The organism is Streptomyces sp. NPDC017095 (genome assembly GCF_044332325.1).
Lineage (GTDB): Bacteria > Actinomycetota > Actinomycetes > Streptomycetales > Streptomycetaceae > Streptomyces.
In genome coordinates, this window is record NZ_JBIROU010000003.1 from 48,612 (window position 1) to 62,746 (window position 14,135).

Annotated in this window: 13 protein-coding genes; 6 read left to right on the forward strand and 7 right to left on the reverse strand. The window is 72.6% G+C overall.

Annotation, left to right across the window (positions count from 1 at the left end; translation table 11 throughout):
- Nucleotides 1-41: 41 nt before the first annotated feature.
- Together ACH4OA_RS06370 and ACH4OA_RS06375 are read right to left on the reverse strand one after the other, a co-directional pair.
- Nucleotides 42-1,454: a hypothetical protein gene (locus ACH4OA_RS06370; RefSeq protein WP_397967903.1), complete on the reverse strand. Its 1,413-nt coding sequence runs from the start codon at nt 1,452-1,454 to the stop codon at nt 42-44.
- 96 nt (nt 1,455-1,550) lie between these two features.
- Nucleotides 1,551-2,678, reverse strand: a complete 1,128-nt coding sequence (locus ACH4OA_RS06375; protein ID WP_397943490.1) for an alpha/beta hydrolase-fold protein — start codon at nt 2,676-2,678, stop codon at nt 1,551-1,553.
- Nucleotides 2,679-2,882: 204 nt separating this feature from the next.
- Between ACH4OA_RS06375 and ACH4OA_RS06380 the strand changes: the two genes are divergently transcribed.
- The 6 genes from ACH4OA_RS06380 (at nt 2,883) to ACH4OA_RS06405 (ending at nt 8,093) form a co-directional block, all read left to right on the forward strand.
- The gene (locus tag ACH4OA_RS06380) at nt 2,883-4,721 is read left to right on the forward strand and encodes a phosphatidylglycerol lysyltransferase domain-containing protein (RefSeq protein ID WP_397943492.1); all 1,839 of its coding nucleotides are present in this window, start codon (nt 2,883-2,885) and stop codon (nt 4,719-4,721) included.
- 125 nt (nt 4,722-4,846) lie between these two features.
- The gene (gene folP / locus ACH4OA_RS06385) at nt 4,847-5,776 is read left to right on the forward strand and encodes a dihydropteroate synthase (protein ID WP_365873587.1); all 930 of its coding nucleotides are present in this window, start codon (nt 4,847-4,849) and stop codon (nt 5,774-5,776) included.
- The gene (locus tag ACH4OA_RS06390) at nt 5,773-6,303 is read left to right on the forward strand and encodes a nuclear transport factor 2 family protein (RefSeq protein WP_397943494.1); all 531 of its coding nucleotides are present in this window, start codon (nt 5,773-5,775) and stop codon (nt 6,301-6,303) included. Before folP ends, ACH4OA_RS06390 begins: the two co-directional genes overlap by 4 nt.
- 260 nt (nt 6,304-6,563) lie before the next feature.
- A complete protein-coding gene (gene folB, locus ACH4OA_RS06395) occupies nt 6,564-6,923 on the forward strand; it encodes a dihydroneopterin aldolase (protein WP_397943496.1) in 360 nt (119 codons plus the stop codon).
- Nucleotides 6,920-7,531, forward strand: a complete 612-nt coding sequence (gene folK / locus ACH4OA_RS06400) for a 2-amino-4-hydroxy-6-hydroxymethyldihydropteridine diphosphokinase (RefSeq protein WP_397947807.1) — start codon at nt 6,920-6,922, stop codon at nt 7,529-7,531. Before folB ends, folK begins: the two co-directional genes overlap by 4 nt.
- Nucleotides 7,532-7,604: 73 nt before the next feature.
- On the forward strand, nt 7,605-8,093 hold the full coding sequence (locus ACH4OA_RS06405; RefSeq protein ID WP_365873596.1) for a DUF3180 domain-containing protein: 489 nt from the start codon (nt 7,605-7,607) through the stop codon (nt 8,091-8,093).
- A 40-nt stretch (nt 8,094-8,133) separates the two neighbouring features.
- Here the strand turns inward: ACH4OA_RS06405 and folE are convergent, their stop codons facing one another.
- The 5 genes from folE to ACH4OA_RS06430 form a co-directional block, all read right to left on the reverse strand.
- Nucleotides 8,134-8,739, reverse strand: a complete 606-nt coding sequence (gene folE, locus ACH4OA_RS06410; RefSeq protein ID WP_365873598.1) for a GTP cyclohydrolase I FolE — start codon at nt 8,737-8,739, stop codon at nt 8,134-8,136.
- Between the two features lie 114 nt (nt 8,740-8,853).
- Nucleotides 8,854-10,893, reverse strand: a complete 2,040-nt coding sequence (ftsH, locus tag ACH4OA_RS06415) for an ATP-dependent zinc metalloprotease FtsH (protein ID WP_365873600.1) — start codon at nt 10,891-10,893, stop codon at nt 8,854-8,856.
- A 196-nt stretch (nt 10,894-11,089) separates the two neighbouring features.
- Nucleotides 11,090-11,650 (reverse strand): hypoxanthine phosphoribosyltransferase, encoded by a 561-nt coding sequence (gene hpt, locus ACH4OA_RS06420; RefSeq protein ID WP_365873602.1) that lies wholly within the window; start codon nt 11,648-11,650, stop codon nt 11,090-11,092.
- Nucleotides 11,651-11,735: 85 nt separating this feature from the next.
- Nucleotides 11,736-12,782 carry a tRNA lysidine(34) synthetase TilS gene (gene tilS, locus ACH4OA_RS06425; RefSeq protein WP_365873604.1) on the reverse strand — a complete coding sequence of 349 codons (1,047 nt, stop codon included), beginning with the start codon at nt 12,780-12,782 and terminating at the stop codon, nt 11,736-11,738.
- A gap of 191 nt (nt 12,783-12,973) precedes the next feature.
- Nucleotides 12,974-14,107, reverse strand: coding sequence for a zinc-dependent metalloprotease (locus ACH4OA_RS06430; protein ID WP_397943500.1), 1,134 nt, complete (start codon nt 14,105-14,107; stop codon nt 12,974-12,976).
- Nucleotides 14,108-14,135 lie beyond the last annotated feature (28 nt).

The following is a 14,135-nucleotide window of genomic DNA, read 5'->3' on the forward strand; positions in this document are numbered from 1 at the left end:
CCCGTGGGGAGCCGGGCCCGGGCGCGCGGTCCGACGACGGCTCAGGAGGCCGCGCTGCGCAGTCCCTGGACGTCGATCTGCTCGGTCTCGTCGTGCGCCGTCAGGTCGATGACCTGGCCGACGCCCCGGGACCGCTCGTCGGCGGGCTTGAAGCCGGACTCCGCCTCGGCCTTGTGCACGGCGAGCGCCTCGGGGCCGACGACATCGGCGAGGTCCTCGTTCTGCACGGCGTCCAGCGCGGCCTTCGGCGCGCCCTTCTGGGTGCCGAAGAAGTCGAATCCGCCCTCCGTCACCGGGCGCCGTACGGGCGGGGCCGGTACGACGGCCACCGCGGCCGGCACCGCGAAGCGCCCGGCCGCCGGCTGGGCCGGCGACGGCTGCTGCCGCCGCACGGCGGACGGCGGCGCGGCGGGCCGGGTTCCGGGACCGCTCGCCGACGTGGCGCCGGCGTCCGCGGGAGGCTCCCCGGACCCCGTGGCCTCGGACCCCGTGGCCACGGACTCCGAGGCCACGGGCCGGGCGGCCCCGGTCTCGGTTTCGCCACCCTCGGCAGCCGCCCCGGAAGCGTCCGTCCCGGAGGTCTCCGTTCCGGAGGTCTCCGTTCCGGAGGTCTGCGTTCCGGAAGTGCCCGTCGTACCCCTCCCGGACGTGTTCGCCCCGGCGGATCCGGGAAGCGCGGCCCCCGGTTCCGCCGTCCCGGGGCCGGCCCCGGTGGTCGTGCCGCCCCCGCCCTCCGGGCCGCCGCCGGCCGGGTCCGGCGATCCGCCCGGGGCCTCCGGGTCGAGCCGGGCCAGCGCCGTCAGGGCCCGCCGGTACAGCCGGGCGCCCTCGGGCGAGAACACCGCCGCCGCGGCCGGCCCCTCCCCGGCCGCTCCCGACGGCGGGTCCGCGGGAGACGCCGGGGCCGCCGGCCGGGCGGGCCCGGCGATCGCGGGCGCGCCGCGCCGCGCGGGCGGCAGGGCGGGCGCCAAAGAGGCCGCGGGCCGCTGCCCGGGCGCCGTCGTCTCCAGTTCCAGCAGCCGCCGGCCCTCCAGCGCGCTGGCGCGCTCGGTCTCGGCGGTGGCGTACCGGCGCAGCAGGGCCGCGTGCTCGTTGCGCAGGCCCGCCAGTTCGGCCCGCTTGGCGCGCAGCCGCTGCTCCAGCTTCCCGCGCAGGGCCCGGGACTCCTCCAGGTCGGTCTCCAGCTCGGCGACCCGCTCCTCGAAGCGCCACTCGTCACCGGCCCGCGCGCGCATGAGTTCGGCGACCTGCCGGCCCGCCTGCGTGTCCCAGCGGCGCATCACGACCGCGCCGGCGACCGCGGTGGCCGCGGCCGCGGCGGCCAGCGCGCGCAACACCGTGGCCTCGGAGAACGCCCAGGGACCCAGCGCGCAGACGACGGACACGCCGGCGATCGCCGAGGGAGGCAACAGCCGGTGCAGAGGAGGGGAATGGCGGTGGCGTCCACGTGGCATGGCCAGAAACTTACCGCGCGTAGGCACTTCATGGGCCCCGGCCCCGTAAAAACACGGCCATCCCACGGGCCCACGAGGCGCCCGGGACGCGGCGGTTCAGCGGTCGGTGAGCCGCCCGCTGAGCCACTGGAGCGCCGGCGGGATCTCCCGCCGCCAGGTGTTGAAGTTGTGGCCGCCGCTTCCCAGGATGATCGAGGAGATGCGGGTGACGTTGGTGGCCTGCACCTGCTCGATGAACTTCATCGTGGCCTTGTAGTTGTGCTCGCCGACCCTGCTGCTGGTGACGAGCAGCGAGGTGTCCGGCGCTGGCCGGTGTCCCAGGACCCACCACAGGTTGGCGCGATCACGCAGCTTGCGGTCACCGTGGAAGAGGTCGCCGGTGGTCGGGTCGATCGGCGCCGTGTAGTACGCCGACAGGCCCGCGCCGGCCGCGTACACGCCGGGGTGGTGCATGGCCAGCTTGAGCGCGCAGTAGCCGCCCGTGGAGTCGCCGATGACGCCCCAGCTGCCCGGCCGCTTGCCGGCCCGGTAGTGGCTGAGCACGGCGTCCGGCAGATCCTTCGCGAAGAACGTCTCCGCCTGCGGCCCGTCCGGCACGTCCACGCACTCGGTGTCCCGCGGCGGCGCCACGGTCGGCCGCAGCATCACCAGGATCATCGGCTGCACGCGCCCGTCCTTGGTCAGCCGCTGCGCCGTGCTCGGGTAGTCCAGCTTGTCCACCAGCGAACGCGCGGTGCCCGGGTAGCCGGTCAGCACGACCGCCGCCGGGAACGTGCGCGTGCGGTACTGCGGCTGGAAGTACTCCGGCGGCAGGTACACGTACGCCGGTGTGGCGATGTGGGTGGTCCGGCCGATGATGTCGACCTTCTGGATCTGTCCGCCGGTCTCCGGCCGCTTGGCGCGCACACCGGGCACCTCGGAGGTGGAGACCACCTGGAGCGGGCCGCCGGTGCCGCCGTGCACCGAGTGGTCGACGACTATCCCCTGGTCGGTCTCCGTGCCGAACAGGTCCCCCCAGCTGGCGTAGAACCCGAACGCCTGGTTGGCGGCGAGCCCCACGGACACGAAGAGCGCCGCCTGCGTGGCCAGCAGCAGACCGATCCGTCCGCTGACGGTCCGCCAGCTCTGCCGGGCCAGCCGCGGCCACAGCCACACCGTGCCGATGAACAGCACGACGGCGGCCACTATCGCCAGCACCAGCACTTTGTTGCTCGTGAGACCCATGGGCTGTTCCCTGCCTGCGCTTTCCGCCCGTACTGTGTCCACACGCGGTCGCGCGGACTTGCCCGGGGCTTTCCTTGGCCTTTGACCCGACTTTCCGGTAGGGAGTGAACCTCTCCCCCCGAGACACCGTCCTAGAGGGCGCAATGTCGCCGGATGCCCTGAACGGGCCCGGGTCCAAGGTCTCTCGCAGAACTACGGGATGCGATGTCTGTCAGGATAGATGGGGAAGTGTCGGGCGGGGTTCCGGGCCGATCAAGCCGGGCGCGGCGCATACTGCGCGGCCCGCGCCCCGAAGCCGTACCCTCCCTGGTCGGCCGGGCGGCCGCGCTGGTGGGCCTCCTGGACATCGCCGCGGGTGTCTTCCCGCGCTTCCGGCACAGCCGGATGCACGCCCTGGCCGAGGTGCTGCCGGGCTCCTTCGGGCCGTTCGCGGCGGCGCTCTCGCTCAGCGCGGGCGTGCTGCTGCTGCTGCTCGCGCACGGGCTGAGGCGGCGCAAGCGGCGGGCCTGGCGGGCCGCGGTGGCGCTGCTCCCGGCGGGCGCGGTGGCGCAGTTCGCCTACCGGCACTCGCTCGTCGGCGTCCTCATCGCGGTCGTCCTGCTGGTGCCGCTGCTGCGCCACCGCGCGGAGTTCGCCGCGCTGCCCGACCCGCGCAGCCGGTGGCGCGCGCTCGCCAACTTCGTGCTGATGAGCGCCGGTTCGCTGCTCCTCGGGCTCGTCATCGTCAGCGTCCACCCGGACCGGACGATCGGCGACCCGAGCCTGGCCGACCGGCTGACCCACGTCATCTACGGCCTGCTGGGCTTCGAAGGACCGGTCGACTACCAGGGCAACACCTCCTGGACGGTCGCCTTCTCCCTCGGCGCGCTCGGCTGGATCACCGCGGCCACCACCGCCTACCTGGCCTTCCGGCCGGAACACCCGGCCGCCCGCCTCACCGAGGAGGACGAGGCCCGGCTGCGCGCCCTGCTGGACAAGCACGGCGGCCGCGACTCGCTCGGCCACTTCGCGCTGCGCCGCGACAAGGCGGTCGTGTTCTCGCCGAGCGGCAAGGCGGCGGTCACCTACCGGGTCGTCTCCGGGGTGATGCTCGCCAGCGGCGACCCCATCGGCGACGTCGAGGCCTGGCCCGGTGCCATCGAGCGCTTCATGGACGAGGCCAGGGCCCACTCCTGGACGCCCGCCGTCATGGGCTGCTCGGAGACGGGCGGCGAGGTCTGGACCCGCGAGACCGGTCTCGACGCCCTGGAACTGGGCGACGAGGCGGTGGTCGACGTGGCGGATTTCTCGCTGGCCGGACGCGCGATGCGCAACGTGCGCCAGATGGTCAAGCGCATCGAGCGGGCCGGCTACGAAACCCGGGTGCGGCGCATCCGTGACCTCGGCGACGCCGAGCTGGACCGCATCCGCCGCGCGGCCGAGGACTGGCGCGGCACGGACACCGAGCGCGGCTTCTCCATGGCGCTCGGCCGCATCGGCGACGCGGCCGACGGCGACTGCCTGATCGCCACCGCGCACAAGCAGGACGACGCACCGGGCGAGTTCGGCGACCTCAAGGCCGTCCTGCACTTCGTGCCCTGGGGCAAGGACGGCGTGTCGCTGGACCTGATGCGCCGCGACCGCGCCGCCGACCCCGGCATGAACGAACTGCTGATCGTCGCCGCCCTCCAGGCCGCCCCGAGGTTCGGCATCACCCGGGTCTCGCTGAACTTCGCGATGTTCCGCTCCGCCCTCGCGCGCGGCGAGAAGATCGGCGCCGGCCCGGTGCTGCGCGCCTGGCGCGGGCTGCTGGTGTTCCTCTCGCGCTGGTTCCAGATCGAGTCGCTGTACAAGTTCAACGCCAAGTTCCAGCCCCGCTGGGAGCCGCGGTTCGTGGTCTACCGGGCCTCCGCGGACCTGCCCCGCATCGGCTTCGCCGCCATGCAGGCGGAGGGCTTCGTCGACCTCGCCGTGCCGCTGCCGCGCTTCCTGCGCCGGCGCCGTACGGCCCTCGCCCGCCCCTGCGCGCACGCGGTGGGCGAACGGGACGTCCGGGCGGCCTGATCCGGACGCGCCGCGTGCCGCGGCCCGGGAACCGGCCCGGGCGCCGGCCCCGCCCCTCCGGCACGGGGGCCGCCGCCCGGGCCGCCGCGCGTTCGGCGGTACCGGCCGGGGCCTACGCTGAACGTATGAACAGCATCAGCGGGCGCGGCCGGGTGGCCGGCCTTCCGGCATGGGACCGGTGCGCGGTCATGGGGGTCGTGAACGTGACCCCCGACTCCTTCTCCGACGGCGGCCGCTGGTTCGACACGACCGCCGCCGTCAAACACGGCCTGGACCTGGTCGCCCAGGGCGCGGACCTGGTCGACGTCGGCGGCGAGTCCACCCGGCCCGGCGCCACCCGCGTGGACGAGGCCGAAGAGCTGCGCCGGGTGATCCCCGTGGTGCGCGGCCTCGCCTCCGAGGGTGTCGTCGTCTCCGTGGACACCATGCGCGCCCGCGTCGCCGAACAGTCCCTCACCGCCGGCGCCGCCCTCGTCAACGACGTCAGCGGCGGCCTCGCCGACCCCGCGATGATCCCGGTGGTCGCCGCCGCGGGCGCCCCCTTCGTCGTCATGCACTGGCGCGGCTTCCTCCAGGGCGGCAACGTCAAGGGCGTCTACGACGACGTCGTCGCCGAAGTCGTGGACGAGCTGCACGCGCGCGTGGAGGCCGTACTGGCCGGCGGGATCGCCCCGGACCGCGTCGTCGTCGACCCGGGCCTCGGCTTCTCCAAGGGGGCCGGGCACGACCTCGCCCTCCTCGCCCACCTGGACCGGCTGCGCGCCCTCGGCCACCCGCTGCTGGTCGCCGCCTCCCGTAAACGCTTCCTCGGCCGTGTCCTCGCCGGACCGGAGGGCGCGCCGCCGCCGGCCCGGGAGCGGGACGCGGCCACGGCCGCCGTCTCCGCGCTCGCGGCGCACGCCGGCGCCTGGGCGGTGCGCGTGCACGAGGTGCGCGCCACCGCCGACGCGGTGCGCGTGGCCCAGGCCGTGGACGCGGCGCGCGCGGACGGGGCGTGCCCGGCGCGGCACGCGCCCGGCACCCCGGGCCCGCGCCCGGCGGAAGGAGAGCGGTGAGCACCGCGCACACCGACGTCGAACAGGTCGAGGCCGCCAACACCGCCTTCTACGAGGCACTGGAGCGCGGGGACTTCGACGAGGTCTCCGCCCTCTGGCTCACGCCGGCGGACCTCGGCGTGGACGAGACCTACCACGACCCCGCGGACAGCGGCGTGATCTCCTGTGTGCACCCCGGCTGGCCGGTGCTCACCGGCCGCGGCGAGGTCCTCAGGTCGTACGCCCTGATCATGGCCAACACCGACTACATCCAGTTCTTCCTGACCGATGTGCACGTCTCCGTCACCGGTGACACCGCGCTCGTCACCTGCACGGAGAACATCCTCAGCGGCGGCCCCGCCCCGGAGGAGGGCGCGGAGCTGGGCCCGCTGGTCGGCCAGCTCGTCGTCGCCACGAACGTGTTCCGGCGCACGCCCTCCGGCTGGAAGCTCTGGGCGCACCACGCCTCCCCGGTGCTGGCCGAGAGCGGCGACGACGAGGGCCCCGGTGCGGACGACGTGCCCCCGGATGACGGCCCGCTCGCCTGACCAGGCACGCCCGCGGCGGACCCGACCCGGCGGACCGGGACGTGGTTGGAATCACCTACCGCCGGGTAGAAGCGGCTACCAGCCCCTGGCAGAGCCGGGTTCCCGGGGGAAACACCCGGTGAACCCTCCAGGTTCCGCCGCGGGCCCACGCCCCCGCGGCCCGGCCGAGCCGGTGCCCGCGGGTAGATTCGTCCAGGACCGGCGTACCGCCCGCACGCGGTACGGCCCGGTCGTTCCCGACGATTGCAGGAGTGATTCGCGTGGATCGTGTCGCGCTGCGCGGCCTGAAGGCCCGCGGGCACCACGGGGTGTTCCCCAAGGAGCGCGAGGAGGGCCAGACCTTCATCGTGGACCTCGTCCTCGGTCTGGACACGCGGCCGGCCGCGGTCGACGACGACCTGACGAAGACCGTGCACTACGGCATCGTGGCCGAAGAGGTCGTGGCCGTGGTCGAGGGCGAGCCGGTGAACCTCATCGAGACCCTGGCCGAACGGATCGCCCGGACCTGTCTGAAGCACGACGGGGTCGAGGAGGTCGAGGTCTGCGTCCACAAACCGGACGCGCCGATCACCGTCCCCTTCGACGACGTGACCGTCACCATCACCCGGAGCCGAGTATGACCCGACCGTTCCGCCCGGGTCACAGCGACCCGACCGTCCAGCCGGTGCCCGCCTCGGTCGTCGAGAAGGTGGACGCCGCCGACACCACCCTGCACAACCCGCAGTGGGCCGTCGTCTCCATCGGCTCCAACCTCGGCAACCGCCTGGAGACCCTCCAGGGGGCCGTCGACGCCCTGGAGGACACCCCGGGCGTCCGGGTGAAGGCCGTCTCCCCGGTGTACGAGACCGAGCCGTGGGGCGTCGAGCCCGGCAGCCAGCCGTCGTACTTCAACGCGGTCGTGGTGCTCAAGACGACCCTGCCCCCGGCCTCCCTGCTGGAGCGGGCGCACGCCGTCGAAGAGGCCTTCCACCGCGTCCGGGACGAGCGCTGGGGCCCGCGCACGCTGGACGTCGACATCGTCGCCTACGCCGGTGTCACCTCGGACGACCCGTGCCTCACCCTGCCGCACCCGCGCGCCCACGAACGCGCCTTCGTGCTCGCGCCCTGGCACGACGTGGACCCGCAGGCACAGCTCCCGGGCCGCGGCACGGTGGCCGACCTGCTCTCCGCCGTCACCCGGGACGGCGTGACGCACCGGGACGACCTGGAACTCCGGCTGCCCGAGTAGTCGTTAAGGTCAAGACGGTGCACGACCAAGACGAGTACCGTCCGGGACGGTCCGGGGGAGCTGAAGGGACACCGTGAAAGAGCTGCGCATCAGGGTGCTGGCCGGCGTGTTCGTCGTGGCCGGCGTCCTGTCCTGGGCGGGCGCCCGCCTCTGGAACTCGGTCGGGACCCTGCCGAGCGTCCCCCTGGCCGCCCCCGTCGTCCTCGCGCTGATCGCGGTGGTCCTGCTCTCGACGGCGCTGTCGCTGCGCGCCCGGCTGAGGGCCCAGCGCGAGCGGCGGCCCGGCGCCAAGGGCGTCGACCCGCTGATGGCCGCCCGCGCGGTCGTCTTCGGCCAGGCCAGCGCCCTGGTCGCCGCCCTGGTGGCCGGGATGTACGGCGGCACGGGCGTCTTCCTGCTGGAGCTGCTGGACCTCCCGGCCCGCCGCGACCAGGCGATCTACGCCGGTTTCTCGCTGCTGGCCGGGATCGGCGTGATAGCGGCGGCCCTGTTCCTTGAGCGGGTCTGCCGGCTCCCCGAGGACGACGACGAGAACCCCCCGGGAGCGGAGCCGGCGGCCTGACCGCCGGCCCCGCCCGGCGCGGTCGGCGCGCTGAGCGCGCTCAGCGCGCCATGATGAGGCTCATCGCCTCGTTCCGCGTGGCCGCGTCCCGGAGCTGACCGCGCACGGCGGACGTGAGGGTCTTCGCGCCCGGCTTGCGGATGCCGCGCATGGACATGCACATGTGCTCGCACTCGATCACGACGATCACACCGCGCGGCTCGAGTATCTCCATCAGGGAGTCCGCGATCTGCGTGGTGAGACGCTCCTGCACCTGGGGTCGGCGCGCGTAGACGTCGACCAGCCGGGCCAGCTTGGACAGGCCGGTGATCTTGCCGCTCTCGGCCGGTATGTAGCCGACGTGCGCGACCCCGCGGAACGGCACCAGGTGGTGCTCACAGGTGGAGTACACCTCGATGTCCTTCACCAGGACCATCTCGTCGTGACCCAGGTCGAACGTCGTCGTCAGCACGTCCTCCGGCTGCTGCCACAGACCGGCGAAGATCTCCCGGTAGGCCCGCGCGACCCTGGCCGGCGTGTCCCTCAGGCCCTCCCGGTCCGGGTCCTCGCCCACCGCGATCAGGAGTTCGCGCACGGCGTTCTCCGCACGCTTCTCGTCGAATTCGCCGATGAAGCCGTCGCCGGCCAGCGTGACGGGGTCGGTCATCTGATGCCTCGTTCCTGTGCGTCCTGCCCGCGGGCATACGGAAATGCCGCGCCCCCCAGGCTAGAACCTTGGGGGACGCGGCATTCATTCCGGGCCCGCGGGCCGGGACCGCGGTCAGCTCTCGGAGCGGTCCTCCGGGGTCTGCTCCGTCACCGGGGCGGACTCCTTCGCCGTCGACTTGACCGTGCTGATCGACGCCGTCGCGCCGTTCGCACCGTTGGTCAGGGCCAGCTCCTTCGGGGAGAGCACCGGCGGGCGGGTGGACGGGGTGCGGCGGGAGGAACCGGTCCAGGCGGGCCGGGGCGGACGCTTGACGATCGTGGCGAAGATCTCGGCGATCTCCTCCTTGCCCAGCGTCTCCTTCTCCAGCAGTTGGAGGACGAGGTTGTCGAGCACGTCGCGGTTCTCGACCAGGATCTCCCAGGCCTCGTTGTGCGCGGTCTCGATCAGCTTCTTGACCTCTTCGTCCACCAGCGCGGCGACCTCTTCCGAGTAGTCCCGCTGGTGAGCCATCTCACGGCCGAGGAACGGCTCGCTGTTGTCGCCGCCGAACTTGATGGCGCCGAGCCGCTCGGTCATGCCGTACTGCGTGACCATCGCGCGGGCCAGGTTGGTGGCCTTCTCGATGTCGTTCGCGGCACCCGTGGTCGGGTCGTGGAAGACCAGTTCCTCGGCCGCCCGGCCGCCCAGCATGTAGGCGAGCTGGTCGAGCATCTCGTTGCGCGTGGTCGAGTACTTGTCCTCGTCGGGCAGGACCATCGTGTAACCGAGGGCACGGCCGCGGGACAGGATCGTGATCTTGTGCACCGGGTCGGAGTTCGGCGAGGCCGCCGCGACCAGGGCGTGACCGCCCTCGTGGTACGCGGTGATCTTCTTCTCCCTGTCCGACATGATCCGGGTCCGCTTCTGCGGGCCCGCGACCACCCGGTCGATCGCCTCGTCCAGCGCCTTGTTGTCGACCAGCTTCTGGTCGCCGCGGGCGGTGAGCAGCGCGGCCTCGTTCAGCACGTTGGCGAGGTCGGCACCGGTCATGCCCGGGGTGCGGCGGGCCACGGCGGCCAGGTCGACGTCGGGCGCGACCGGCTTGCCCTTCTGGTGGACCTTGAGGATCTCCAGGCGGCCCTGGAGGTCCGGCGGGTCGACCGCGATCTGCCGGTCGAAGCGGCCCGGGCGCAGCAGCGCCGGGTCGAGGATGTCCGGACGGTTCGTGGCGGCGATGAGGATCACACCGCCCTTGACGTCGAAGCCGTCCATCTCGACCAGCAGCTGGTTCAGGGTCTGCTCACGCTCGTCGTGACCGCCGCCGAGGCCGGCGCCGCGGTGCCGGCCGACCGCGTCGATCTCGTCGACGAAGACGATCGCCGGGGCGTTCGCCTTGGCCTGCTCGAACAGGTCGCGGACCCGGGAGGCGCCGACGCCGACGAACATCTCGACGAAGTCGGAGCCGGAGATCGAATAGAAGGGGACGCCCGCCTCGCCGGCGACGGCGCGCGCGAGCAGGGTCTTGCCGGTGCCCGGGCGGCCGTAGAGCAGCACGCCCTTGGGGATCTTGGCGCCGACGGCCTGGAACTTGGCCGGCTCCTGGAGGAACTCCTTGATCTCCTGGAGTTCCTCGACGGCCTCGTCGCAGCCGGCGACGTCGGAGAAGGTGGTCTTGGGGGTGTCCTTGGTGATGAGCTTCGCCTTGGACTTGCCGAAGTTCATGACCCGGGAGCCGCCGCCCTGCATCTGATTCATCAGGAACAGGAAGACGACCACGATCAGGACGAAGGGCAGCAGCGAGAGCAGGACGCCGACGAACGGGTTCTGCTTCGACGGCGAGACCGTGTAGCCGTCCGTGATCTGCTTCGCCTGGTACTTGGTCTGCAGCGTCCCGGCGAGCTGCGCGCCCTGGTCGCCGATGTAGCTCGCCTGGATCTTCGAGCTGCCGTCGACCTTGTAGCCGTCCTTGAGCGTGACCTTGATGCTCTGTTCGTCACCGGTGGTGAGCTTGGCCGACTCGACCTTGTTGTCGTTGATCGCCGCCACGACCTGGCCGGTGTCCACCGTCTTGTAGCCGCCGGACGAGCCGACGACCTGCATCAACACGACCACGGCAAGGACGGCCAGCACGATCCACATGACCGGCCCACGGAAGTATCGCTTCACGTCCATCCATACGGAGCGGTGCCGCCCCGTCCCTCCTGCCATAGTGAGTTTGATAAGACAGTTCTTCTGACGGTACCCCAGCATTGTTGCCCGAAGCCGCACGGAGCCGTTTCGACGGCTGGGAAAACCCGTCTCCGCTTGCTTCAACGGCACGGAACCCGCTGGGGTTCCCGATCGTCCTACCAGTCTTGGGCCGACTGGCTCAGCCGCCGTAGACGTGCGGCGCGAGCGTACCGACGAACGGGAGGTTGCGGTACTTCTCGGCGTAGTCGAGGCCGTAGCCGACGACGAATTCGTTCGGAATGTCGAAGCCGGCCCACTCGACGTCGATGGCGACCTTGGCGGCGTCCGGCTTGCGCAGCAGGGTGCACACCTTCAGCGAGGCCGGTTCCCGGGAGCCGAGGTTGTTGATCAGCCAGGACAGGGTCAGACCGGAGTCGATGATGTCCTCGACGATCAGGACGTGCCGGCCCTTGATGTCGGTGTCGAGGTCCTTGAGGATGCGGACCACACCGGAGGACTGGGTGCCCGCGCCGTAGGAGGACACCGCCATCCAGTCCATGGTGACGGGGGTGGACAGCGCCCGGGCCAGGTCGGCCATGACCATCACCGCGCCCTTGAGCACACCGACGATCAGCAGGTCCTTGCCCGCGTACTCCGCGTCGATCTTCGCGGCCAGCTCGGCCAGCTTCGCGTCGATCTCTTCCTTGGTGATGAGCACCTGCTGAAGGTCGGCACCCATGTCTTTCGCGTCCACCCGCATCACTTTCGGTCGTCCCGCACTTACGGCCGTAGGAAACGGCCCGCGGCTGCCCGGTCCGCCGGAGGGCACTCCGCGGGGCCGGTCGTCAGCCTTGCCGAATCACCAGTCTGCCACCCTGCCGCTGAGCGACGACCCGGCCCGGGAGATTGATGGCTCCCTGGCCGCGCCAGCCGGTGATCAGGCGGTCGACCTCCTCGATGTGGCGGGCGAACAGCGCGCCGGCCGGTGCGCCCGCCTCGATGGCCGCGCGGCGCAGGATCCGGCGGCGCACGGCGGGCGGCAGCGCGTACAGCTTGGCGCACTCCAGCCGGCCGGCGGCGTCCCGTACGGAGTCCTCGGCCTGCCGGGCCCAGGCGTCCAGGGCGTCGGCGTCGTCGCGGGAGAGCTGGGCGGTGCGGGCGAGCGCTTCGACCACGCCCTTGCCGAGGGCCTTCTCCAGGGCGGGCAGTCCTTCGTGTCGCAGCCGGGAGCGGGTGTAGGCCGGGTCGGCGTTGTGCGGGTCGTCCCAGACCGGCAGGGACTGGGCCAGGCAGGCGTTGCGGGCGGTCTGCCGGTCCAGGTGCAGGAAGGGCCGCCGGTAACGGCCGCCGGCCCCCGAGACCGCGGCCATCCCGGACAGGGAGCGGATGCCGGAGCCGCGGGCGAGGCCCAGCAGGACGGTTTCGGCCTGGTCGTCGCGGGTGTGGCCGAGCAGGACGGCGGCGGCGCCGTGGTGTTCGGCGGTGGCGTCCAGGGCGGCGTAGCGGGCGTCCCGGGCGGCGGCCTCGGGTCCTCCCTCGCGGCCCACGGTGACGGCGATGGACTCGACGGGGTCCAGGCCGAGCTGGCGCAGGCGCAGGACGACCTCCTCGGCGCGGAGGTCGGAGCCGGGCTGGAGGCCGTGGTCGACGGTGACACCGCCGGCCCGGACACCCAGCTTGGGGGCCTCGAAGGCGAGGGCGGAGGCGAGAGCCATGGAGTCGGCGCCGCCGGAGCACGCGACGAGGACGAGCGGAGAGGGGGGCCGCTCGGCGGTGCGTGCGGGGTGGCTGCCCGCGTGCACGGGCGCGGGCGCGATGTGGTCGTTCAGGAGGTCGTGGAGGACGCGGCGGACCGCCAGGCGTATCGCCGCGACCGCAGGATGGGGACCCATGTCCGGTTCCCTTCATGAAGTTTCGGGGGGATGAGCCCGAGTCGGTCACTCAGAGTGTGTAGATGGTGACAGAAGCGGGCCGTTCCCCGAGCATCGCACGCCTACGCATGGCTTACGGTCCCTCGGACGGGTGATTGGAGGGGCGTTCGCCTGCCGTCGGCGGGATTCGGTTCACGACTCCCCCGCGCCGTTCACTCCTCGGTCCTGCTGTGCACCCGCGCGACCCAGTCCGCCGGTTTGGCGATCTCCGCCTTGGTGGGCAGGGTGTTGGGAGAGGTCCACACGCGGTTGAAGCCGTCGGTGCCGACCTGCTCGACGACGGCCCGCACGAACCGTTCGCCGTCACGGTACTGCCGCAGCTTGGCGTCCAGTCCGAGCAGCTTGCGCAGGGCCAGGTCCAGCCGGGAGGCGCCCTTGGCGCGGCGCTGCTGGAACTTCTCCCGGATCTCCGCGACGGTCGGTACGACACTGGGCCCGACGCCGTCCATCACGAAGTCGGCGTGCCCCTCCAGCAGCGACATCACGGCGGTGAGCCGGGCGAGGATCTCCCGCTGGGCCGGGGTCTGCACCAGTTCCACGAAGGAGCGGCCGCCGTCCTCCTCCTCGCCCTCGGGACGGCCGCCGGCCAGGGACTGGACCGCGTCCCGGATGCGCTCCAGGAAGGTCATGGGGTCGACGTCGGTCTCCGCCAGGAACGACTGGATCTCGCTCTCCAGGTGGTCCCGCAGCCAGGGCACGGCCGTGAACTGCGTGCGGTGGGTCTCCTCGTGCAGGCAGACCCACAGGCGGAAGTCGTGCGGGTCGACGTCGAGTTCGCGCTCCACGTGGACGATGTTCGGGGCGACGAGCAGCAGCCGGCCGCCGCCGTTGGCGCCGGCCGGGAGGTCGCGGGCGGCCGGGGCGAAGGTCTCGTACTGGCCGAGGACCCGGGAGGACAGGAAGGACAGGAGCATGCCCAGCTCCACGCCGGTGACCTTGCCGCCGACGGCGCCGAGGACCGCGCCGCCCGGTCCGGCGCCGCGCCGCTCCTGCATCTTCTCCAGCAGGGGCCGCAGGATCTCTTGGAAGCCGGCGACGTTGGCGCGGACCCAGCCGGGGCGGTCCACCACGAGGACCGGGGTGTCGTGGGCGTCCCCGGTGCCCATCCGGGTGAAGCCCCGGACGTGTTCCTCCGAGGCCTTCGCGTGCCGGCGCAGCTCCGCGACGACGGACCTGGCCTCGTCGCGGCTGACGTCGGGTCCGGGGCGTACGAGCCGTGTCGCGGTCGCCACCGCGAGGTTCCAGTCGACCATCCCGACAGATGCGGTGCCACCGAAGCCAGTCATGCTGTCAACCGTACGTGAGGGGTGCCAC

Bases quoted from the DNA above. Each gene is read 5' to 3' on its own strand.
- ACH4OA_RS06370 (WP_397967903.1), bottom strand. From the start codon at position 1,454: ATGCCACGTGGACGCCACCGCCATTCCCCTCCTCTGCACCGGCTGTTG.
- ACH4OA_RS06375 (WP_397943490.1), bottom strand. From the start codon at position 2,678: ATGGGTCTCACGAGCAACAAAGTGCTGGTGCTGGCGATAGTGGCCGCC.
- ACH4OA_RS06380 (WP_397943492.1), top strand. From the start codon at position 2,883: ATGTCTGTCAGGATAGATGGGGAAGTGTCGGGCGGGGTTCCGGGCCGA.
- folP (WP_365873587.1), top strand. From the start codon at position 4,847: ATGAACAGCATCAGCGGGCGCGGCCGGGTGGCCGGCCTTCCGGCATGG.
- folK (WP_397947807.1), top strand. From the start codon at position 6,920: ATGACCCGACCGTTCCGCCCGGGTCACAGCGACCCGACCGTCCAGCCG.
- folE (WP_365873598.1), bottom strand. From the start codon at position 8,739: ATGACCGACCCCGTCACGCTGGCCGGCGACGGCTTCATCGGCGAATTC.
- ftsH (WP_365873600.1), bottom strand. From the start codon at position 10,893: ATGGACGTGAAGCGATACTTCCGTGGGCCGGTCATGTGGATCGTGCTG.
- hpt (WP_365873602.1), bottom strand. From the start codon at position 11,650: ATGCGGGTGGACGCGAAAGACATGGGTGCCGACCTTCAGCAGGTGCTC.
- tilS (WP_365873604.1), bottom strand. From the start codon at position 12,782: ATGGGTCCCCATCCTGCGGTCGCGGCGATACGCCTGGCGGTCCGCCGC.
- ACH4OA_RS06430 (WP_397943500.1), bottom strand. From the start codon at position 14,107: ATGACTGGCTTCGGTGGCACCGCATCTGTCGGGATGGTCGACTGGAAC.